This window comes from Serratia sp. PL17 (assembly GCF_017832355.1).
Taxonomy (GTDB): Bacteria; Pseudomonadota; Gammaproteobacteria; order Enterobacterales; family Enterobacteriaceae; genus Serratia.
The window spans coordinates 278248-298538 of record NZ_JAFIBY010000006.1; the positions used below are offsets into that span (position 1 = coordinate 278248).

Here is a 20291-nt window from a genome sequence, read left to right on the forward strand (position 1 = left end):
TACAAAATGCGTCAGGGGCGCAGCAAGCTGCGCCCCTACAAACAGATCTCAGCCCCGCAAAAAATCAGGCCTTCGGCTGTTGATCCAACGGCGCGATTTTGAAATCGCCGCGCGGTTGTGCGGTTTTGGTTTCCGGGCCGAACCAGCGATCGTAGATCTTCACCGCTTCGCCGTCTTTTTCCAGCGCGATCAGCGTGTCGTTAACCGTGGCCGTCAGGCGATCTTCCCCTTTTGGAATACCGACGCCCTGGTACTCTTTGGTAATGCTGAACGGGGAGATTTCGAAGTCCGCTTTCTGCGCGGCCGGCAGGTTGCCTAACAGGCCCACCAGCTTGGCGTCATCCTGGGTGATTGCCTGCACGTTGCCGTTACGCAACGCAACGAACGCCAGCGGGGTGTCATCGTAGGAGATCACTTTCGCCGTTGGATAATGCTCACGCAGCGTGATTTCCTGCACTGTCCCCTTGTCCGCACCGATACGCAGCTTTTTGATATCTTCCGGGGATTTCAGCACGCCTTTATGGGCAATAAATTTCTGGCCGGTAGCAAAATAGGGCACGCTGAAGTTCACTTCCTTGGCGCGCTCATCGGTAATGGTGAAGTTGGCGGCGATCAGATCGACCTTTTTCGAGACCAATAAAGGAATACGGTTAGCTGGATTGGTGGCACGCAACTCCACCTTTACACCCAGCGCTTTACCAATCGCATCGGCCACATCAACGTCATAACCCACCAGCTTTTTAGTTTGCGGATCGATATAACCGAACGGCGGGTTACTGTCGAATACCGCGATACGCACTACGCCAGCTTTCTTGATGTCGTCGAGTTTGTCCGCATGCGCGGCACCGGTAGCGAGGCTGGTCAAGCTGGCTAATAGCGTTAAGGCCAAAACGCGATGTTTCATGGGAAGCTCCTAAGGGGTTGATGTCCTGCTGGCTGCTACGCTAGCAAGACCCACTTAGGTCAGGAAATAATATAAAAAGCTATATTTATAACCATTTTGTATTTAAGGGTTTTAAACGGCATAAAGGCGCAGTTTTCTGCGCCTTTATAGGGTAACTCGCGAAGAGAATTACTCTTTTTTCTCGTCTGTACCGTCGGAAGACAACAGTTTTTCCAAGGCATCACCACCAATATGGCGGAAGTCCTGGCCTTTCACGAAGTAGAAGATGAATTCGCAAATATTCTGGCAACGGTCACCGATACGCTCAATAGAACGTGCGCAGAACAATGCAGTCAGCACGCTTGGAATGGTGCGTGTGTCTTCCATCATATAAGTCATTAACTGGCGTACAATGCCTTCATATTCCTGATCGACTTTTCTGTCTTCGCGATAAATTCGGATCGCTTCGTCCAGATCCATACGCGCAAAGGCATCCAGCACATCATGCAACATCTGCACGGTATGGCGGCCAAGAGACTCCAGACTGACCAGCAGAGGCTGGTGCTGGTGCGAGAATTTCTCCAGTGCCGTGCGACAGATTTTGTCTGCCACATCGCCGATACGCTCCAGCTCAGAGATAGTTTTGATGATCGCCATCACCAAACGCAGGTCGCTGGCGGTCGGCTGGCGTTTGGCAATGATGCGCACACAGGCCTCATCGATTGCCACTTCCATCATATTGACCTTGGCATCGCCTTCGATCACCCGCTTGGCCAACTCACCGTCCTGGTTATGCATCGCGGTAATGGCGTCAGTCAGTTGCTGTTCCACCAGCCCACCCATGGTCAACACCTGGGTACGGATGTGCTCAAGTTCTGCGTTGAACTGGCCGGAAATGTGTTTATTTAAATTCAGGTTATCCATGATGCATCCTATCAACCATAACGGCCAGTGATGTAGTCTTCGGTCTGTTTTTTCTGTGGCGCGGTGAACAGGGTATCAGTATCACTGAACTCGATCAGTTCGCCCAGATACATAAATGCCGTGGAATCAGAACAACGCGCGGCCTGCTGCATGTTGTGAGTGACGATCACCACGGTGTAGTCAGACTTCAGCTCGCTGATCAGCTCTTCAATTTTACCGGTGGAAATCGGATCCAGCGCCGAGCAGGGTTCGTCCAGCAATAAGACGTCAGGGCGAATAGCAATCCCGCGGGCGATGCACAAACGCTGTTGCTGGCCACCAGACAGGCTATAACCGCTCTGGTGCAGCTTGTCTTTGGTCTCGTTCCACAGCGCTGCCTTGGTCAGAGCCCATTGCACGCGCTCATCCATATCGGCACGCGAAAGCTTTTCAAACAGACGTACACCGAAGGCGATATTGTCGTAAATCGACATTGGGAACGGTGTCGGTTTCTGGAACACCATACCAACCTTGGCGCGCAGCAGGGCGATATCCGAGTTATCCGTCAGAATATTTTGCCCATCCAGCAAGATGCCGCCTTCAGCACGCTGCTCGGGGTATAACTGATACATCTTGTTGAAGGTGCGCAGCAGGGTAGATTTGCCGCAGCCGGACGGACCGATAAACGCGGTGACCTTGTTTTTGGCGATATCCAGCGTGATGTTTTTCAGCGCATGGAATTTGCCATAGTAGAAGTTCAGATCGCGTACCTGAATTTTGCTGCTGGAAGCGTCAGTAACCATACTCATCAAGACTTCTCTCTTTTCATCAGCGCCGCCATGGCAGCGCTCAAAATTTTATGAATGCTTTTGCTTGGCGAAAACCACACGCGCCAAGATATTCAGTAGCAGTACGCACAGGGTAATCAACAGCACCCCTGCCCAGGCCAGCTCTTGCCATTCGGCAAACGGGCTCATGGCGAATTTGAAAATAGTCACCGGTAAGTTGGCGATCGGCTGCATCAGGTCTGTGCTCCAGAACTGATTCGACAGCGAGGTAAACAGCAGCGGTGCTGTTTCCCCTGCAATACGCGCAATCGCCAGCAACACACCGGTGATAATGCCGGAAACCGACGCTTTCAACGTGATGGCGGAAATCATGCGCCATTTCGGCGTACCCAGCGCGTAGGCGGCCTCACGCAGCGTATCCGGTACCAGCTTCAGCATATTCTCGGTAGTTCGGATAACGATCGGCACCTGCAACAGCGCCAGCGCGATGATCCCAGCCCAGCCGGAGAAGTGCTGCATCTTCGCCACCACGATGGTGTACACGAACAGGCCCACGACGATCGACGGGGCTGATAGCAGAATGTCGTTAATAAAACGGATCACCTCTGCCAGCCAGGATTTACGGCCATATTCCGCCAGGTAAATGCCAGCCATGATGCCCAGCGGCGTACCGAACACGGTAGCCCACAGGATCAGCAGACCGCTGCCGGCGATGGCGTTCGCCAGACCGCCGCCTGCGGTGTTCGGTGGTGGCGTCATTTCGGTGAACAACGCCAGCGACATGCCATCAATGCCTTTGGTCACGGTAGAGAACAGGATCCACACCAGCCAGAACAGGCCAAAGACCATGGTCGCCATCGACAAAAACAGCGCCAATCGGTTCTTCTGACGGCGCCATGCCTGCATTTTGCGGCGGCTTTCTAACAGCGCCAGGTCGTTTTGCATTTCCATAGTCGCCACGTTAGCGTCCCTCATTCTTGGCCAGACGCATAACCATCAACTTCGACAGCGCCAGGACGATAAAGGTGATAACAAACAGAATCAGCCCCAGCTCCATCAGCGCTGCGGTGTGCACCCCTGATTCTGCTTCAGCGAATTCGTTGGCCAGTGCCGAGGTGATGCTGTTACCCGGCATATACAGTGAAGCACTGTCGAGCTGATAGGTGTTACCGATGATGAAGGTCACGGCCATCGTTTCGCCCAGCGCGCGGCCCAAGCCGAGCATCACGCCCCCGATCACACCATTCTTGGTAAATGGCAGCACGATACGCCAGATCACTTCCCAGGTGGTGCAGCCGATGCCGTAGGCCGACTCTTTCATCATCACCGGGGTTTGTTCGAACACGTCGCGCATTACCGCGGCGATGTAAGGAATAATCATAATCGCCAGGATCACCCCAGCAGCCAGAATACCGATACCGAATGCCGGGCCAGAGAACAGCTCACCGACAATAGGGATACCCGACAAAACGTCGCCGACCGGGGTCTGGAAATATTTGGCAAACAGCGGGGCAAACACGAACAGGCCCCACATGCCGTAGACAATACTCGGGATTGCTGCCAGCAATTCAATGGCGATACCCAGTGGGCGTCTCAACCAGTTAGGTGCCAGCTCGGTCAGGAACAACGCAATACCAAAGCTGACAGGCACGGCGATAATCAGAGCAATCAGCGAGGTGACAACGGTGCCGTAGATAGGTACCAATGCACCGAATTGCTCAGCAGGTGCATCCCACTCTTTTGTCCACAGGAAGGAGAAGCCGAATTTCTGCATGCTCGGCCAGGAGGCAAAGATCAGTGAAACAATAATGCCGCCCAGCAACAATAGGGTAATCAGCGCTGCCAGTTTTACCAGCGCGCTGAAGATAACGTCACCATTTTTACTCGGTGCTTTAATGGTCGGCTTGTACTCAGCCATAGATCACTCTCTATTTTAACCCTGGCAGGCCCAACATGGGTTAGACCCTGAAAACTGAGTGGGGCGCGCTGAAACACGCGCCCCTGCGTTGTTAGTACAGCGCTTTACCTGAACTGTCTTTTACGTTGGATTTCCATGCTGCGCGCACCTGCTCGATAACTTCTTTCGGCAGAGTGGCGTAATCCAGGTCATTAGCCTGTTTGGCACCCGTTTTGTATGCCCAGTCAAAGAACTTCAGGACTTCAGTGCCCTGAGCTGGGTTTTTCTGCTCTTTGTGCACCAGAATGAAGGTGGTGGACGTGATTGGCCACACATTGTCGCCTTTCTGGTCAGTCAGATCCTGAGCGAAGGTTTTGCTCCAATCCACGCCTTTGGCGGCAGCGCTGAAGCTCTCTTCTGTTGGGCTAACAGCTTTGCCGTCGGCAGAAATCAGCTTGGTGTAAGCCAGGTTATTTTGCTTGGCGTAAGCGTATTCAACGTAACCGATAGAGCCTGGCAGACGTTGTACGAAGGCTGCGATGCCGTCGTTACCCTTGCCGCCCAGACCGGTTGGCCAGTTAACGGTAGAGCCTGCACCGATTTTCTCTTTCCACTGTGCGTTGGCTTTTGACAGGTAGCTGGTGAACACGAACGAAGTGCCTGAACCGTCAGCGCGGCGGACAACGGCAATGTTCTGATCCGGCAGCTTAACGCCTGGGTTCAGTTTGGTGATCGCCGGGTCGTTCCATTTCTTCACGTTACCCAGGTAGATATCGCCCAGGGTTTTGCCGTCCAGGATCAGTTCGCCGGATTTGATACCCGGGATATTCACCGCCAGTACGACGCCACCGATCACGGTAGGGAACTGGAACAGGCCATCAGCAGCCAGTTTTTCGTCAGTCAAAGGCGCATCAGAAGCACCAAAGTCAACGGTGTTGGCAACGATTTGCTTCACGCCGCCAGAAGAGCCGATGCCCTGATAGTTAACTTTGTTGCCGGTTTCTTTCTGATAAGAATCTGCCCACTTGGCATATACCGGAGCGGGGAATGTCGCACCTGCACCGGTCAGGCTAGCAGCAGCGAACGCGGACACGGCGGTCAGGGAGAAAGTCGCTGCCACAATACTGGCGACGGTGGTACGCATCAGTTTCATAATCCCTCCTAATGGGATATTTAAAAATCGACTTCGAGTCGTTTTCATCAGAGTAAGTATTGCTGCAGGAGGGAAAATAGGACAGTTTGGTGACAGTAAAATGTACGAAATATGACAGTTATATTACAACGCAAAAAGAAACACAGTAATCAAATAAAAATCATGCAGTTAAAGACAAAAACACGCAATAATTAATCAATAAAAAAACACATTACATCTCATCTATCCGCTTGAATATGACAACTTTTATCCCGGCTGTCGCATCATTGTTATATTTGATTAGGCCATGAAAAAAGCCGGCGCAGTGGCCGGCTTCCAGAGTCTAACAAAGAGGGATTACTCTACTGTGACAGACTTCGCCAGGTTACGCGGCTGGTCAACGTCGGTGCCTTTGATCAGCGCAACGTGGTAAGAGAGCAACTGCAACGGCACGGTGTAGAAGATAGGAGCCACGATCTCTTCAACATGCGGCAACGGGATGATGGTCATGCCTTCGCTGCTGACGAAACCGGCGTCCTGATCGGCAAACACGTACAGCTGGCCGCCGCGCGCGCGCACTTCTTCAATGTTGGACTTCAGCTTTTCCAGCAGTTCGTTGTTTGGCGCAACCACGATCACTGGCATATCGGCGTCGATCAACGCCAGCGGGCCGTGTTTCAATTCACCGGCGGCATAGGCTTCCGCGTGAATATAGGAGATCTCTTTAAGCTTCAGCGCCCCTTCCATCGCGATAGGGTACTGATCGCCACGGCCCAGGAACAATGCGTGATGCTTGTCGGAGAAACCTTCCGCCAGCGCCTCGATGCTCTTATCCATCGACAGCATCTGTTCGATACGTGCCGGCAACGCCTGCAGGCCATGCACAATGTCATGCTCAACGCTTTCTGCCATGCCTTTCAGACGGCCCAAACGCGCCACCAGCATCAGCAATACCGCAAGCTGTGTGGTGAAGGCTTTGGTCGAAGCAACGCCGATCTCTGTACCGGCTTTGGTCATCAGCGCCAAATCGGACTCACGCACCAGTGAAGAACCCGCCACGTTGCACACCGCCAGCGACCCCAGATACCCCAGTTCTTTCGACAGGCGCAGCGCCGCCAGCGTATCGGCGGTTTCACCGGACTGCGACAGCGTAATGATCAGGCTACCTGGACGCACGGCAGACTTGCGGTAACGGAATTCAGATGCAATTTCGACGTCGCAAGGGACGCCAGCCAGGGATTCGAACCAATAACGCGCAACCATCCCGGAGTGGTAAGACGTCCCACAGGCGATAATTTGCACGTGCTGAACCTTCGCCAGCAGTTCGTCGGCACGCGGGCCCAGCTCGCTCAGGTTGATTTGGCCATGGCTGAAACGCCCTTCAAGGGTATTCTTCAACGCCAGCGGCTGTTCATAGATCTCTTTTTGCATGTAATGGCGGTAAGCGCCTTTATCACCCGCATCGTACTGCACCTGGGATTCAATCTCAGGACGCTCAACGGCGTTGCCCTGCTTATCGAAAATGCTCACGCTGCGGCGAGTCATTTCTACCACGTCACCTTCCTCAAGGAAGATAAAGCGGCGGGTAACCGGCAACAGTGCCAACTGATCGGATGCCAGGAAGTTTTCACCCACGCCACGACCGATAACCAACGGGCTTCCGGAACGTGCGGCCACCAGCACGCTTGGGTCACGGCTGTCCATCACCACGGTACCATAAGCGCCGCGCAGCTGAGGGATCACACGCTGAACGACTTCCAGCAAAGTGCCACCCTGGCGCTGCTCCCAATGCACCAGGTGAGCAATAACCTCGGTGTCGGTCTCGGAGCTAAAGTGATAACCGCGTTCGATCAGCAGTTCACGCAGCGGTTCGTGGTTTTCGATAATGCCGTTATGCACTACCGTAATGTAATCAGAAACATGCGGGTGCGCGTTAGCTTCGGTAGGTTCACCGTGCGTTGCCCAGCGGGTGTGAGCAATACCGGTGCCCCCATGCAATTCATGTTGTTCTGCGGCTTCGGCCAGTTTATTCACTTTGCCTACACGGCGTAAGCGGTTGACGTTCCCTTCAGCATCCACCACAGCCAAACCCGCTGAGTCGTAGCCACGGTATTCAAGGCGGCGTAACCCTTCCAACAGAATCTCTGCAATATCACGTTGCGCTACTGCGCCTACAATTCCACACATCAGTTGTATTCCTAATTAAACGCCTTTCAGGGCGCTTTCGATGTCTTGACCTGATTTTGCCGGTTTTTACCGTGCTTCCCCGAGCCTGTAGATGGTGGGGATTATCCTCTTCATCTTTCGCGCTGCTGCGTTGTTGGCTACGAGTGCTCATCCCAGTCACTTAGCGAACTAAGCTCCTGGGAATTCACACTCTTGCCGCCTAGCAGCAACGCAAAATCTATTGAGGACTTTTATGTTTTGTATTGGGCTCGTAAGCAGAGCCCAACGCAAAACACACTCGTTATTTCTTCTTCACCGGGCGCTGCCAGCCCTGAATATGCACCTGCTTGACGCGGCTCAGCACCAGTTCGTCATCAGCGATATCACTGGTTACTGTAGTACCGGCAGCAATCGTTGCGCCTTTACCCACAGAGACCGGTGCCACCAGTTGGGTGTCAGAACCGACAAACACACCGTCGCCGATAAGGGTTTTATGCTTGTTGGCGCCATCGTAGTTACAGGTGATGGTTCCAGCACCGATATTTACATCATCGCCAATCTCGGCGTCGCCAAGGTAACTCAAATGACCTGCTTTTGAGCCTTTGCCCAAGCGCGCCTTTTTCATTTCTACGAAGTTACCGACATGAGCACCGACAGCCAGCTCAGCCCCAGGACGCAGGCGAGCAAAAGGACCCACGGTACATTCAGCGGCCAACACCGCGTCTTCCAACACGCTGTACGGACTGATCTCGCAGTCATCGCCGATCACGCAGTTTTTCAACACGCAGCCGGCACCGATTTTCACGCGATCCCCGAGCTTAACCGACCCTTCAATAATAACGTTGGCATCAATAGAGATATCACGACCGTGCACAAGTTCCCCGCGGAGGTCAAAACGCGCCGGATCCAGCAGCATTACGCCCGCCAACAACAACTTTTCAGACTGTTCTGCCTGATAAATACGTTCAAGCCGCGACAACTGCAGGCGGTTATTCACGCCTTCTACTTCGCTCAGGCGCGATGGGTGCACCGCTTCAATTTTCTTACCGTCAGCATGAGCCAGCGCAATAATATCGGTGATGTAGAACTCACCCTGCGCGTTGTCGTTGTCCAGCATCCCCAGCCAGCGTTTTAGATCGCCGCCATTAGCCACCAGGATACCGGTGTTGATTTCATTAATTTGACGCTGGGTTTCGCTGGCGTCCTTATGCTCGACAATCCCCACCACTGCATCGTTCTCACGCACGATACGGCCGTAGCCGCTTGGGTCAGCCAGTTTCACCGTCAGCAAGCCAATGCCACCTTGTGGCTTCGCGGCCATCAAGCGTTGCAAGGTATCGACAGAAATCAGCGGGACGTCGCCGTACAACATCAGCACGTCTTCGTCATCGGCAAAATGTGGTGCAGCCTGTTGCATGGCATGACCCGTACCCAATTGCTCGGCCTGTAACACCCAGTTCAGTGCGCCGTCAGTCAACGTACTTTTCAGCAGATCGCCGCCGTGGCCATATACCAGATGGACATTTTTCGCGCCCAATTTCATTGCGGCGTCAATGACGTGCTGCACCATGGGCTTACCGGCTAATGGATGTAACACCTTGGGAAGATCGGAATACATGCGTGTTCCCTTGCCCGCGGCGAGGATCACCACACTCATTGTGCTGTTAGACATAAGCAACCTGATAACTCCATTTTAATAGACGAAAGTAGAACCCTTTAGTCACGATATTACTACATATTTCTCTTCACGAACCCGGCCCAGACCATGGGGCACTAAGCACGCCGTCGCTAAGACGCTCACAGCCCAGAGATTGGCAGAACTGTCGGCGATCGGAGACATTATTAGCCTCTATAACCGGTTATAACACCACTGTGCCAACCTGGCTGAAATGCTTATTTTAAAGCAAAAAAAAAGCGACCAAATAGGCCGCTTTCTTAATTTTGACTGCGTTATAAACGAGCCAAAATATTACATCGTTCTTCTGGTGAGCTCGATAACGCGCAATTTTGCGATCGCTTTCGCCAGTTCTGCAGATGCCTGAGCATAGTCGACATCGCCATGAGAGCTGTTGATATGTTCTTCAGCTTTACGCTTAGCTTCCAACGCTCTCGCTTCGTCGAGGTCCGTTCCACGGATAGCAGTGTCAGCCAGCACGGTAACCACGCTCGGTTGTACCTCAAGGATACCGCCGGACAGGTAGATGAACTCTTCTTCACCGTGTTGTTTAACAATACGCACCATGCCAGGCTTGATGGCAGTCAGCAGCGGCGCATGGCCAGGGAAAATCCCCAGTTCGCCTTCGCTACCTGTCACCTGGATCTTTTGTACCAGGCCGGAAAACATATGTTTTTCCGCGCTGACTACATCCAGATGGTAAGTCATAGCCATATCACCCTCCTCTCAAGGCGTTACAGTTTCTTGGCTTTTTCCACTGCTTCTTCAATGGCGCCAACCATGTAGAACGCTTGTTCAGGCAGGTGGTCATAGTCGCCGTCCATAATGCCTTTGAAACCACGGATGGTGTCTTTCAGCGATACGAACTTGCCCGGAGAACCGGTGAAGACTTCTGCCACGAAGAACGGCTGAGACAGGAAGCGTTGGATTTTACGCGCACGGGATACGACCAGTTTGTCATCTTCTGACAGCTCGTCCATACCCAGGATTGCGATGATATCTTTCAGTTCCTGGTAGCGTTGCAGAATGGACTGCACGCCACGCGCTACATCGTAGTGCTCCTGGCCAACTACCAGCGGATCCAACTGACGGCTGGTGGAATCCAGCGGGTCAACGGCCGGGTAGATACCCAGAGAAGCGATATTACGGCTCAGTACCACGGTTGCATCCAAGTGAGCAAAGGTGGTGGCTGGTGACGGGTCAGTCAAGTCATCCGCAGGAACGTAAACGGCCTGTACGGAGGTGATAGAACCGGTCTTGGTAGAGGTGATACGTTCTTGCAGAACGCCCATCTCTTCCGCCAGCGTTGGCTGATAACCTACCGCAGATGGCATACGGCCCAGAAGTGCGGACACTTCGGTACCGGCCAGGGTATAACGGTAAATGTTGTCAACGAACAGCAGAACGTCGCGGCCTTCATCACGGAATTTCTCCGCCATGGTCAGACCGGTCAGAGCAACGCGCAGACGGTTACCCGGTGGCTCGTTCATTTGGCCGTAAACCAGGGATACTTTGTCCAGTACGTTGGAGTCGTTCATTTCGTGGTAGAAGTCGTTACCCTCACGAGTACGCTCACCCACGCCTGCAAACACGGAATAACCGGAGTGCTCGATCGCGATGTTACGGATCAGCTCCATCATGTTTACAGTTTTACCCACACCCGCACCACCGAACAGACCGACTTTACCGCCCTTAGCGAACGGACAGATCAGGTCCATAACCTTGATACCGGTTTCCAGCAGGTCCTGGGAGTTGGACAGATCTTCGTAGCTTGGCGCCGGACGGTGAATCGCCCAACGTTCTTCTTCGCCGATGTCGCCTTTCATGTCGATTGGTTCACCCAATACGTTCATGATACGGCCCAGGGTAGCTTTACCTACCGGTACTTCAATTGGGTGTTCCAGATCGTTCACTTTCAGACCGCGGCGCAGACCATCTGAGGTCCCCATCGCGATACAGCGAACTACGCCACCGCCCAACTGCTGCTGAACTTCCAGCACCAACTTCTCGGTACCGTTTTCTACCTCAAGAGCATTGTACACTTTTGGTACGGCATCCTGAGGGAACTCGACGTCCACTACGGCGCCGATTACCTGGATAATCTTTCCAGTAGCCATCTTGAATCCTCTACGTAATTCGTTTACCCGGCCTAGTTCAAACTGCTGGTGCGTTGACTGTCTTATCTCACCCCAGTGGCTTACTTTAGTAAGCGCCTGGGGACGTGCCAGTTGTCGCCTTCCCGCAATCTGAACGATTTAGGGTAATAACCTGGTTAAACCGCGGAGGCTCCCGAAACGATCTCGGTGAGTTCCTGAGTGATGCTGGCCTGACGAGCCTTGTTGTATACCAACTGCAGCTCTTTGATCAGGCTACCGCCGTTATCGGTTGCGGCTTTCATCGCTACCATTCGTGCGGCCTGCTCGCTGGCCAGGTTTTCCACGACGCCCTGATAAACCTGCGATTCCACATAGCGGCGCAGCAAGGTATCAAGCAGCACTTTTGGATCGGGTTCATACAGGTAATCCCAAGATTTTTTCTTCAGCTCACCGTCATCGGAAGGCGGCAACGGCAGCAGCTGAACGATCTGCGGTTCCTGGGACATCGTATTGATAAATTTGTTGCTGACAATGTACAGCTTGTCCAAACGACCTTCGTCGTAGGCTTGCAGCATCACTTTCACCGGTCCGATCAGGTCTGACAGGGAAGGTTTATCCCCCATGCCGGTGACCTGGGCAACAACGTTACCGCCAACGGAACCAAAGAAAGAGGCCGCTTTAGAGCCAATCAGCGCCAAATCAACTTCAACGCCTTTTTCGGACCAGCCTTTCATCTCTGCCAACAGACGCTTGAACAGGTTGATGTTCAAGCCGCCACAGAGACCACGGTCAGTCGACACCACCAGATACCCGACGCGCTTAACGTCACGCTCATCCAGGTACGGGTGCTTATATTCCAGATTACCCAGAGCAAGGTGACCAATCACTTTGCGCATGGTCTCTGCATAAGGACGGCTGGCCGCCATGCGTTCCTGCGATTTACGCATTTTGGAGGCGGCGACCATTTCCATCGCTTTAGTGATCTTTTGCGTGTTTTGCACGCTCGCGATCTTACTACGTATCTCTTTTGCGCCGGCCATCTCTGCTTCTCCTCATTGCCAGACGGCCTGCTGTCTTTCAACTGCAGGCCGCTGAGCGTTACCAGGACTGGGTTTTCTTGAAGGTCTCGAGGATGCCTTTCAGCTTGCCCTCGATCTCATCATTGAAATTGCCAGTTTGGTTGATGTGGTTCAGCAACTCGGCATGCTCGCGGTCTGCGTAAGCAACCAGCGCGGCTTCGAAGCTCACGACTTTCGCGACTTCAACGTCGTTCAGGTAGCCACGTTCTGCGGCAAACAGGACCAGAGACTGTTGTGCGACGGACATCGGCGCATACTGTTTCTGTTTCAGCAGCTCGGTCACTTTCTGACCGTGGCTCAGCTGTTTGCGGGTCGCATCATCCAGATCGGAAGCGAACTGAGAGAACGCAGCCAGTTCACGATACTGTGCCAATGCGGTACGAATACCACCGGACAGTTTCTTCATGATCTTGGTTTGCGCTGCACCGCCCACACGGGATACAGAGATACCCGGGTTAACTGCCGGACGAATACCGGAGTTAAACAGGTTGGATTCCAGGAAGATCTGACCATCGGTAATCGAGATTACGTTGGTCGGAACGAACGCGGAAACGTCACCCGCCTGGGTTTCAATGATTGGCAGAGCAGTCAGTGAACCGGTTTGGCCTTTGACTTCACCTTTAGTGAAGGCTTCAACATACTCGGCGTTAACACGCGCAGCACGCTCCAGCAAACGGGAGTGGAGGTAGAATACGTCGCCTGGGTAAGCTTCACGACCTGGTGGACGACGAAGCAGCAGGGAAATCTGACGGTAAGCAACGGCCTGTTTGGACAGGTCATCATAAACAATCAGCGCGTCTTCACCGCGGTCACGGAAGTATTCGCCCATCGCACAACCGGCATAGGGTGCCAGGTATTGCAATGCAGCAGATTCAGACGCGGTAGCAACCACAACGATGGTGTTTGCCAGTGCACCGTGCTCTTCCAGTTTGCGCACCACGTTAGCGATGGTAGACGCTTTCTGGCCGATAGCCACGTAGACACATTTGATGCCTGAATCGCGCTGGTTGATGATCGCATCGATTGCTAGAGCAGTTTTACCTGTCTGACGGTCACCGATCACCAGCTCACGCTGGCCACGGCCGATTGGGATCATGGCGTCAACAGATTTGTAGCCAGTTTGAACTGGTTGATCTACAGACTGACGCTCGATAACACCAGGGGCAATAGCTTCAACCGGGGAGAAACCGTCGTTATCAACCGGGCCTTTACCGTCAATAGGTGCGCCCAGGGTGTTAACTACACGGCCCAGCAGGCCACGGCCAACCGGAACTTCCAGAATACGGCCAGTACATTTTACCTTCATGCCCTCGGCCAGATCCGCGTACGGACCCATAACCACGGCACCTACGGAGTCGCGCTCCAGGTTCAATGCGATTGCGTAACGGTTACCTGGCAGTGCGATCATTTCGCCCTGCATAACTTCGGCCAGACCGTGTACGCGGATGATCCCGTCACTGACGGAAACAATAGTACCTTCATTGTGAGCTTCGCTCACCACATTGAACTGAGCAATGCGCTGCTTGATCAGTTCGCTGATTTCGGTGGAATTCAGTTGCATGCTCCAGTCCCCTTAAGACTGCAAGACGTCTGTCAGGCGTTCAAGACGACCGCGAACGCTGCCATCAATCACCATATCGCCAGCACGGATAATTACGCCGGCCAGTACAGACTTGTCAATTTTGCAATTCAGCTTAACTTTGCGTGACAGACGTTTTTCCATCGCAGCGACAATATTTGCCTGCTGTTTGTCGCTCAGTGCGCTCGCAGAGAGCACGTCGACTTCGACGGTGGATTCCAGCAAGGCGCGCAGTTCGGTGAACTGCTGCAGCACGGCAGGAAGAACCAGTAAACGTCCATTTTCGGCCATTACACGGATAAAGTTCTGGCCATGTTCGTCGAGTTGATCGCCACATACCGCGATGAACGTCTTGGACAGCATCTCTGGCGCCATAGCGCCAGACAGCAGTTCAGAAATCTGTTCATTGCGAGTGACATCAGCAGCAAACGCCAGCATATCCTGCCAGCGCTCTACGCTTTGATGCTCAACGGCAAAGTCAAAAGCTGCTTTGGCGTAGGGGCGAGCTACAGTTACAAATTCAGACATCAGCCCCTCCCTCCTTACAGTTCAGCGACCAGTTTATCAACGATGTCGCTGTTAGCAGCTTCATCCACGGAACGTTCGATGATCTTCTCGGCGCCGGCAATTGCCAGCATCGCGACTTGCTTACGCAACTCTTCACGAGCGCGCTTACGTTCGGCTTCGATCTCAGCCTGAGCCTGCGCCACGATTTTGTTACGTTCCTGCTCGGCTTCGGCTTTCGCTTCATCCATGATCTGAGCTTTGCGTTTGTTTGCTTGCTCGATGATCACCTGAGCTTCTGCTTTAGCAGTTTTCAGCTGGTCGGTCGCATTGGCTTGCGCTAAGTCCAAATCTTTTTTGGCACGTTCTGCAGAAGCGAGACCGTCAGCAATTTCTCCCTGACGCTTCTCGATGGCTGCCATAATCGGCGGCCATACGTACTTCATACAGAACCAGACAAACAGAACGAACGCGATGGCCTGGCCGAGGATTGTTGCGTTAAGATTCACAGCACAATGCCTCTTTAAAAGTTAAATAGTGTGGTTTCAGTGTAGAGAAATTCTCTACTTACGCGACAGCAAACATCACGTACAGACCCAGACCAACAGCGATCATCGGGATGGCGTCAACCAGACCCATAACGATAAAGAACTGTGTACGCAGCAGAGGAATCAGGTCAGGCTGACGTGCAGCGCCTTCCAAGAATTTACCACCCAGGATGCCGATACCGATCGCAGCACCGATTGCCGCTAAACCCATCATCACAGCGGCAGCCATGTACAGCAGATCCATACTCAGGTTTTCCATGACAGTCTCCAGTTTGTTTCAGTTTAAAAGTGCAAGTGTTTTAAGAAAATCAGTGCTCTTCAGATGCCATCGAGAGATAGACAATCGTCAGAACCATGAAAATAAAGGCTTGAAGCGTAATGATCAGGATGTGGAAAATAGCCCAAGGCAAGCTCAGGATCCACTGTGACCACCACGGCAACAGACCAGCAATCAGGATGAAGATCAACTCACCCGCATACATGTTGCCGAACAGTCGCAGGCCGAGTGAAACAGGCTTGGACAGCAGGCTGACACCTTCAAGAATCAGGTTGATAGGAATGAATACTGGGTGGTTGAACGGCTGCATGGTTAACTCTTTAACGAACCCACCAACGCCTTTCATTTTAATGCTATAGAACAGAATCAGGATAAACACACCCAACGCCATCGACAGGGTGACGTTTACGTCAGCTGTTGGCACCACGCGTAATGCCGGCAGACCGATCTGAGCCCCGATGAACGGCAAGAAGTCTACCGGGATCAGGTCCATCATGTTCATCAGGAATACCCAAACAAACACCGTCAGCGCCAGCGGAGCAATGACCTTGCTCTTGCCGTGATACATATCTTTAACGCTGCTGTCGACGAATCCAACGACCAGTTCCACTGCGGTTTGCAGTTTGCCCGGCACACCGCTGGTGGCGTTTTTGGCAACCTTGCGGAAAATCACCAGGAACAAAACCCCGAGGACAACGGAGAAAAACATCGAGTCGAGGTTAATCGACCAAAAACCAGTCCCGACCTGAAGTTGCGTCAGGTGGTGACCGATATACTCCTGTGGACTGTTGTATCCCTCTGCAGACATGATGCCTCTACCCTTATTTAGTTAATTTCGGTAACTGTTAATCACGGCGGGTGCCACTATCTGCACCACTAACACCGCTAAATAGGTCAGGCCAAGCGGTATAAACGCCGCTTTGAACACCCCAAGCGCCACGATCAACAAAACTATGGTGATCAAGACCTTCAATCCTTCGCCGATGGCAAACGACCAGGCAACCCGACCGGGTGCCGGCGTCTGCGCCTGATGGCGCAAGGCAAACAGCATAAACATGGTACTCGGCAACCAGGCAGCCAGACCGCCCGCCAGTGCCGAACCGCTCCATTCCAGGCTTTTCAGACCGAAAGCAGCGCTGATCAGAACAAAAGTCATTAACTGCAGAAACAGCAATTTGCGAGCAACTTTTCCGCTGTAAAGGGACACAGACATGACGTTTGTTCTCTCCGTACCCCAGAGTGGGTATGCTGAGTGACGTATAAAACTGTCTTTACTGCTCTGAGTCAAGCTGCAAAAAACGAGCAAATTATACGGGGCATACCAACGAATTCAATCGATAAGTAGCGAAAAGGTGAACAATTATTTAAATTTCCCCATTTGAGGCTATTTTCACAAGAAAACAGTCGGAATAATAGGGCTCATTTAATTGTCTGATTATTCCAGCGTTACAGTAAGAAACGTGGTACTGCTCACAGTAATACCTGTTTCTGATTTATAGCCCATCAAAAGCAAAAGCGTCTTTAGCAAATTGGGTGATCAAAAAGATATTATAAATCAAAATATTACAAGTTAACTGTTCAAAAACAATCCGTATACCCGATAAAAACCTTTTATTGACAGCTTCGGGGACAATATTACAACAGGCAATTAACATTAGCAGTAAAGCAAGATCCTTCACTTATCGTTGCTAACGTAACTATTACGATCTGCAATTACCTTATTGTCGCTAATTGGCGGCTATTTTTGTGTTAATAAAAAGTAAATTAACTAAAAAAACCATCATTTAATTAGCCTGCTTATCTTCCCTATTGCCACTATCTTTTAATTCACGCTTATTTGATCAAAAACAAACTCAGTTTGCCTTAAGGATGACCAGGTGGCGTTCACCTTCAAGCTCCGGCACCTGCAGACGTACCACCGATTCCAGTTGTATGCCTTCTGGCAGCTGTGTCAGTTCTTCGTCCGGACGCACCCCTTTCAGCGCATAGAAGCGCCCCTGCCCTTTTGCCGGCAGATGATGACACCAGGACAGCATATCTTGCAGAGAAGCAAAGGCACGGCTGATAACACCGTCAAACGGCGGCTCCGCCGGGAAATCCTCAACACGACTTTGCACCGGTTCAATGTTAGTCAGGCCAAGCTCATGTTGTACCTGGCGCAAGAAACGCACGCGCTTGCCCAAACTGTCCAGTAAGGTGAAGTGAGCATCAGGACGAACGATCGCCAGCGGAATGCCTGGTAAGCCAGGGCCGGTGCCAACGTCGATGAAACGAGAACCTTGCAGATGTGGATTTACCACAATGCTGTCGAGAATATGGCGTACCAGCATTTGCTGCGGATCACGCACTGAAGTGAGGTTGTAAGCTTTGTTCCACTTGTCCAACATACCAACATAACCCAGCAACTGCTGTTTTTGCTGATCGGGAAGCGCAATGCCTGCTGCCGACAGCAGCGAGTCTAATTTTTTCTGCACAACGTGTCCTCTGACAGGCGCGGAACGGCAAGCCGGTTAGGGCTGGCCAAGGTGGCGACTATGATAATTCAGGGTTGGGGTGATGTCAGCGATCGTTTGTTTATCAAGTAAACAAACGATCGCCTAAAAGCAGTATTTATGCGCTGCGGCGCAGCAGCCCCTGCTTTTTCAGCCAAATCAGTAGAATTGAGATTGCCGCAGGGGTAATGCCTGATATACGTGAAGCCTGGCCGATCGAGTTCGGCTTATGGTCATTCAGTTTGGCAATCACTTCATTCGACAGACCGGAAACTTGCTGATAATCGAGATCCAAAGGCAGCACCGTATTTTCATTGCGCTGCTGTTTTTCGATCTCTTCCTGCTGGCGAGCAATATAACCTTCGTATTTTACCTGGATCTCAACTTGCTCAGCGGCTTGAACATCAGCCAGCGGTGGTGCGAATGCCGCGACAGAGGTCAATTGGGTGTAATCCATTTCTGGACGACGCAGCAGCTCTTCACCGTTGGCTTCACGCGATAACGGCGCTTTCAACAGTGCATTGACCTGATCGACGTTCTCAGCATGCGGATGCATCCAAATGTCACGCAGGCGCTGGCGTTCTTGTTCGATACGCTCGAGTTTTTCGCTAAAGCGTGCCCAGCGGGTGTCGTCAACCAAACCCAACTCGCGGCCTTTTTCGGTCAGGCGGAGATCGGCATTGTCTTCACGCAACATCAGGCGATATTCGGCACGAGAGGTGAACATGCGGTACGGCTCTTTGGTACCCAGCGTGCTGAGATCGTCCACCAAGACGCCGAGGTAAGCTTGATCGCGGCGTGGAGACCAACCTTCATCTTCGTTGGCGTAACGGCCTGCATTCAGACCCGCTAATAAGCCTTGAGCAGCCGCTTCTTCATAGCCGGTAGTACCGTTAATTTGCCCAGCGAAGAACAGGCCCTGGATAAATTTGCTTTCCAGTGTCGGTTTCAGATCGCGTGGATCGAAGAAATCATACTCGATGGCATAGCCTGGTCGAATGATCCGGGCATTTTGCATCCCTTCCATTGAGCGAACGATCTGCATCTGCACGTCAAACGGCAAGCTGGTGGAAATGCCGTTTGGATAAATCTCATTGCTGGTCAGGCCTTCTGGCTCGAGGAAGATCTGGTGCGCGTTACGATCGGCAAAACGCATCACTTTGTCTTCGATCGACGGGCAGTAACGTGGGCCGATCCCTTCGATGATCCCGGCATACATCGGGCTGCGATCGAGGTTATTGCGGATCACGTCGTGCGTTTTTTCGTTGGTGTAGGTGATGTAGCACGCCATTTGTTCTGGGTGCTGTTCCGCATTGCCCATAAACGAGAATACGGGGATAGGAGTATCACCGTGTTGCGGTGCCAATACGCTGAAATCGATAGTCCGGGCATCGATACGCGGAGGCGTACCGGTTTTCAAGCGGTTAACACGCAAAGGTAACTCACGTAAGCGCTGTGACAATGAGATCGACGGAGGATCCCCTGCACGGCCACCGCTGTAGTTTTCCAGGCCGATGTGAATCTTGCCGTCCAGGAAGGTACCGACGGTCAGCACAACCGCCTTGGCGCGGAATTTCAACCCCATTTGGGTCACCGCCCCGACGACGCGATCGTTTTCCACAATCAGATCTTCGACGGGCTGTTGGAAGATCATCAGGTTTGGCTGGTTTTCCAGTGCGGTGCGTACAGCTTGGCGATACAGCACACGGTCTGCTTGAGCACGAGTGGCTCGCACCGCTGGGCCTTTGCTGGCGTTTAGTATCCTAAACTGGATACCTGCATGATCGATCGCAGTCGCCATTAGGCCGCCAAGTGCATCAATTTCCTTAACCAGATGCCCTTTACCAATACCGCCAATCGCCGGGTTGCAAGACATCTGCCCCAACGTATCGATATTGTGTGTCAATAATAAAGTCTGACGTCCCATGCGTGCCGCAGCCATAGCGGCTTCGGTACCGGCATGTCCACCACCGATGATGATGACGTCAAATTGCTCTGGATAAAACATGGAACTGCACCTCGCCGTATTGCGAACGATCGTTGTTTGCCCTGGGGTGGGCGATTCTACTCAAGTTTAGTCGATCGACCAAGTGGTCAGGATCGTAGGTAATTAAAAGAAGATCTTTTTTATTTAAAGATCTCTTTATTAGATCTCTTATTAGGATCGCGATCTTCTGTGGATAAGTGATTATTCGTGATTGAGATCAGCGAATTAAGGAGGATCGTTAGCTGTGAATGATCGGTGATCCTAAGGCTTATAAGCTGGGATCTA

General features: G+C 52.3%; 19 protein-coding genes. All 19 read right to left on the minus strand.

Features of this window, described 5'->3' with window-relative positions; genetic code table 11:
• Positions 1-64 precede the first annotated feature (64 nt).
• Positions 65-904: an ABC transporter substrate-binding protein gene (locus JOE25_RS19630; protein ID WP_209638078.1), complete on the minus strand. Its 840-nt coding sequence runs from the start codon at positions 902-904 to the stop codon at positions 65-67.
• A 168-nt stretch (positions 905-1072) separates the two neighbouring features.
• A complete protein-coding gene (phoU, locus tag JOE25_RS19635) occupies positions 1073-1807 on the minus strand; it encodes a phosphate signaling complex protein PhoU (protein ID WP_209638080.1) in 735 nt (244 codons plus the stop codon).
• An 11-nt stretch (positions 1808-1818) separates the two neighbouring features.
• The gene (gene pstB / locus JOE25_RS19640) at positions 1819-2595 is read right to left on the minus strand and encodes a phosphate ABC transporter ATP-binding protein PstB (RefSeq protein WP_037421231.1); all 777 of its coding nucleotides are present in this window, start codon (positions 2593-2595) and stop codon (positions 1819-1821) included.
• A 48-nt stretch (positions 2596-2643) separates the two neighbouring features.
• Positions 2644-3534 (minus strand): phosphate ABC transporter permease PstA, encoded by an 891-nt coding sequence (gene pstA / locus JOE25_RS19645; protein WP_209638081.1) that lies wholly within the window; start codon positions 3532-3534, stop codon positions 2644-2646.
• A gap of 1 nt (position 3535) precedes the next feature.
• Positions 3536-4492: a phosphate ABC transporter permease PstC gene (pstC, locus tag JOE25_RS19650; RefSeq protein ID WP_037421236.1), complete on the minus strand. Its 957-nt coding sequence runs from the start codon at positions 4490-4492 to the stop codon at positions 3536-3538.
• A gap of 91 nt (positions 4493-4583) precedes the next feature.
• A complete protein-coding gene (gene pstS, locus JOE25_RS19655) occupies positions 4584-5624 on the minus strand; it encodes a phosphate ABC transporter substrate-binding protein PstS (RefSeq protein WP_209638083.1) in 1041 nt (346 codons plus the stop codon).
• Between the two features lie 336 nt (positions 5625-5960).
• On the minus strand, positions 5961-7790 hold the full coding sequence (gene glmS / locus JOE25_RS19660; protein ID WP_209638086.1) for a glutamine--fructose-6-phosphate transaminase (isomerizing): 1830 nt from the start codon (positions 7788-7790) through the stop codon (positions 5961-5963).
• Between the two features lie 280 nt (positions 7791-8070).
• Positions 8071-9441: a bifunctional UDP-N-acetylglucosamine diphosphorylase/glucosamine-1-phosphate N-acetyltransferase GlmU gene (glmU, locus tag JOE25_RS19665; RefSeq protein ID WP_209638088.1), complete on the minus strand. Its 1371-nt coding sequence runs from the start codon at positions 9439-9441 to the stop codon at positions 8071-8073.
• 297 nt (positions 9442-9738) lie between these two features.
• Complete coding sequence (locus JOE25_RS19670; protein ID WP_209638090.1) at positions 9739-10158, minus strand: F0F1 ATP synthase subunit epsilon; 420 nt, start codon at positions 10156-10158, stop codon at positions 9739-9741.
• A 20-nt stretch (positions 10159-10178) separates the two neighbouring features.
• On the minus strand, positions 10179-11561 hold the full coding sequence (atpD, locus tag JOE25_RS19675) for a F0F1 ATP synthase subunit beta (RefSeq protein WP_020837712.1): 1383 nt from the start codon (positions 11559-11561) through the stop codon (positions 10179-10181).
• Between the two features lie 155 nt (positions 11562-11716).
• Complete coding sequence (gene atpG / locus JOE25_RS19680; RefSeq protein WP_209638091.1) at positions 11717-12580, minus strand: F0F1 ATP synthase subunit gamma; 864 nt, start codon at positions 12578-12580, stop codon at positions 11717-11719.
• Between the two features lie 58 nt (positions 12581-12638).
• Complete coding sequence (gene atpA / locus JOE25_RS19685) at positions 12639-14180, minus strand: F0F1 ATP synthase subunit alpha (protein WP_209638093.1); 1542 nt, start codon at positions 14178-14180, stop codon at positions 12639-12641.
• A 12-nt stretch (positions 14181-14192) separates the two neighbouring features.
• Entirely contained in the window at positions 14193-14726 is a 534-nt protein-coding gene (atpH, locus tag JOE25_RS19690; protein WP_209638095.1) for a F0F1 ATP synthase subunit delta, read from the minus strand.
• 14 nt (positions 14727-14740) lie between these two features.
• A complete protein-coding gene (atpF, locus tag JOE25_RS19695) occupies positions 14741-15211 on the minus strand; it encodes a F0F1 ATP synthase subunit B (protein ID WP_004950476.1) in 471 nt (156 codons plus the stop codon).
• 58 nt (positions 15212-15269) lie between these two features.
• Positions 15270-15509, minus strand: a complete 240-nt coding sequence (gene atpE / locus JOE25_RS19700) for a F0F1 ATP synthase subunit C (protein WP_004093904.1) — start codon at positions 15507-15509, stop codon at positions 15270-15272.
• Positions 15510-15558: 49 nt separating this feature from the next.
• Positions 15559-16335: a F0F1 ATP synthase subunit A gene (gene atpB / locus JOE25_RS19705; protein WP_209638097.1), complete on the minus strand. Its 777-nt coding sequence runs from the start codon at positions 16333-16335 to the stop codon at positions 15559-15561.
• Positions 16336-16356: 21 nt separating this feature from the next.
• Positions 16357-16740 (minus strand): F0F1 ATP synthase subunit I, encoded by a 384-nt coding sequence (gene atpI / locus JOE25_RS19710; protein WP_209638099.1) that lies wholly within the window; start codon positions 16738-16740, stop codon positions 16357-16359.
• Positions 16741-17380: 640 nt separating this feature from the next.
• Positions 17381-18001, minus strand: a complete 621-nt coding sequence (rsmG, locus tag JOE25_RS19715; protein WP_209638101.1) for a 16S rRNA (guanine(527)-N(7))-methyltransferase RsmG — start codon at positions 17999-18001, stop codon at positions 17381-17383.
• Between the two features lie 136 nt (positions 18002-18137).
• Entirely contained in the window at positions 18138-20027 is a 1890-nt protein-coding gene (gene mnmG / locus JOE25_RS19720) for a tRNA uridine-5-carboxymethylaminomethyl(34) synthesis enzyme MnmG (RefSeq protein WP_130382854.1), read from the minus strand.
• Positions 20028-20291 lie beyond the last annotated feature (264 nt).

What these genes read in the sequence shown, in the direction of transcription:
- JOE25_RS19630 (WP_209638078.1), bottom strand. Translation starts at nt 904, where the DNA reads ATGAAACATCGCGTTTTGGCCTTAACGCTATTAGCCAGCTTGACCAGC.
- phoU (WP_209638080.1), bottom strand. Translation starts at nt 1,807, where the DNA reads ATGGATAACCTGAATTTAAATAAACACATTTCCGGCCAGTTCAACGCA.
- pstB (WP_037421231.1), bottom strand. Translation starts at nt 2,595, where the DNA reads ATGAGTATGGTTACTGACGCTTCCAGCAGCAAAATTCAGGTACGCGAT.
- pstC (WP_037421236.1), bottom strand. Translation starts at nt 4,492, where the DNA reads ATGGCTGAGTACAAGCCGACCATTAAAGCACCGAGTAAAAATGGTGAC.
- pstS (WP_209638083.1), bottom strand. Translation starts at nt 5,624, where the DNA reads ATGAAACTGATGCGTACCACCGTCGCCAGTATTGTGGCAGCGACTTTC.
- glmS (WP_209638086.1), bottom strand. Translation starts at nt 7,790, where the DNA reads ATGTGTGGAATTGTAGGCGCAGTAGCGCAACGTGATATTGCAGAGATT.
- glmU (WP_209638088.1), bottom strand. Translation starts at nt 9,441, where the DNA reads ATGTCTAACAGCACAATGAGTGTGGTGATCCTCGCCGCGGGCAAGGGA.
- JOE25_RS19670 (WP_209638090.1), bottom strand. Translation starts at nt 10,158, where the DNA reads ATGGCTATGACTTACCATCTGGATGTAGTCAGCGCGGAAAAACATATG.
- atpD (WP_020837712.1), bottom strand. Translation starts at nt 11,561, where the DNA reads ATGGCTACTGGAAAGATTATCCAGGTAATCGGCGCCGTAGTGGACGTC.
- atpG (WP_209638091.1), bottom strand. Translation starts at nt 12,580, where the DNA reads ATGGCCGGCGCAAAAGAGATACGTAGTAAGATCGCGAGCGTGCAAAAC.
- atpA (WP_209638093.1), bottom strand. Translation starts at nt 14,180, where the DNA reads ATGCAACTGAATTCCACCGAAATCAGCGAACTGATCAAGCAGCGCATT.
- atpH (WP_209638095.1), bottom strand. Translation starts at nt 14,726, where the DNA reads ATGTCTGAATTTGTAACTGTAGCTCGCCCCTACGCCAAAGCAGCTTTT.
- atpE (WP_004093904.1), bottom strand. Translation starts at nt 15,509, where the DNA reads ATGGAAAACCTGAGTATGGATCTGCTGTACATGGCTGCCGCTGTGATG.
- atpB (WP_209638097.1), bottom strand. Translation starts at nt 16,335, where the DNA reads ATGTCTGCAGAGGGATACAACAGTCCACAGGAGTATATCGGTCACCAC.
- atpI (WP_209638099.1), bottom strand. Translation starts at nt 16,740, where the DNA reads ATGTCTGTGTCCCTTTACAGCGGAAAAGTTGCTCGCAAATTGCTGTTT.
- mnmG (WP_130382854.1), bottom strand. Translation starts at nt 20,027, where the DNA reads ATGTTTTATCCAGAGCAATTTGACGTCATCATCATCGGTGGTGGACAT.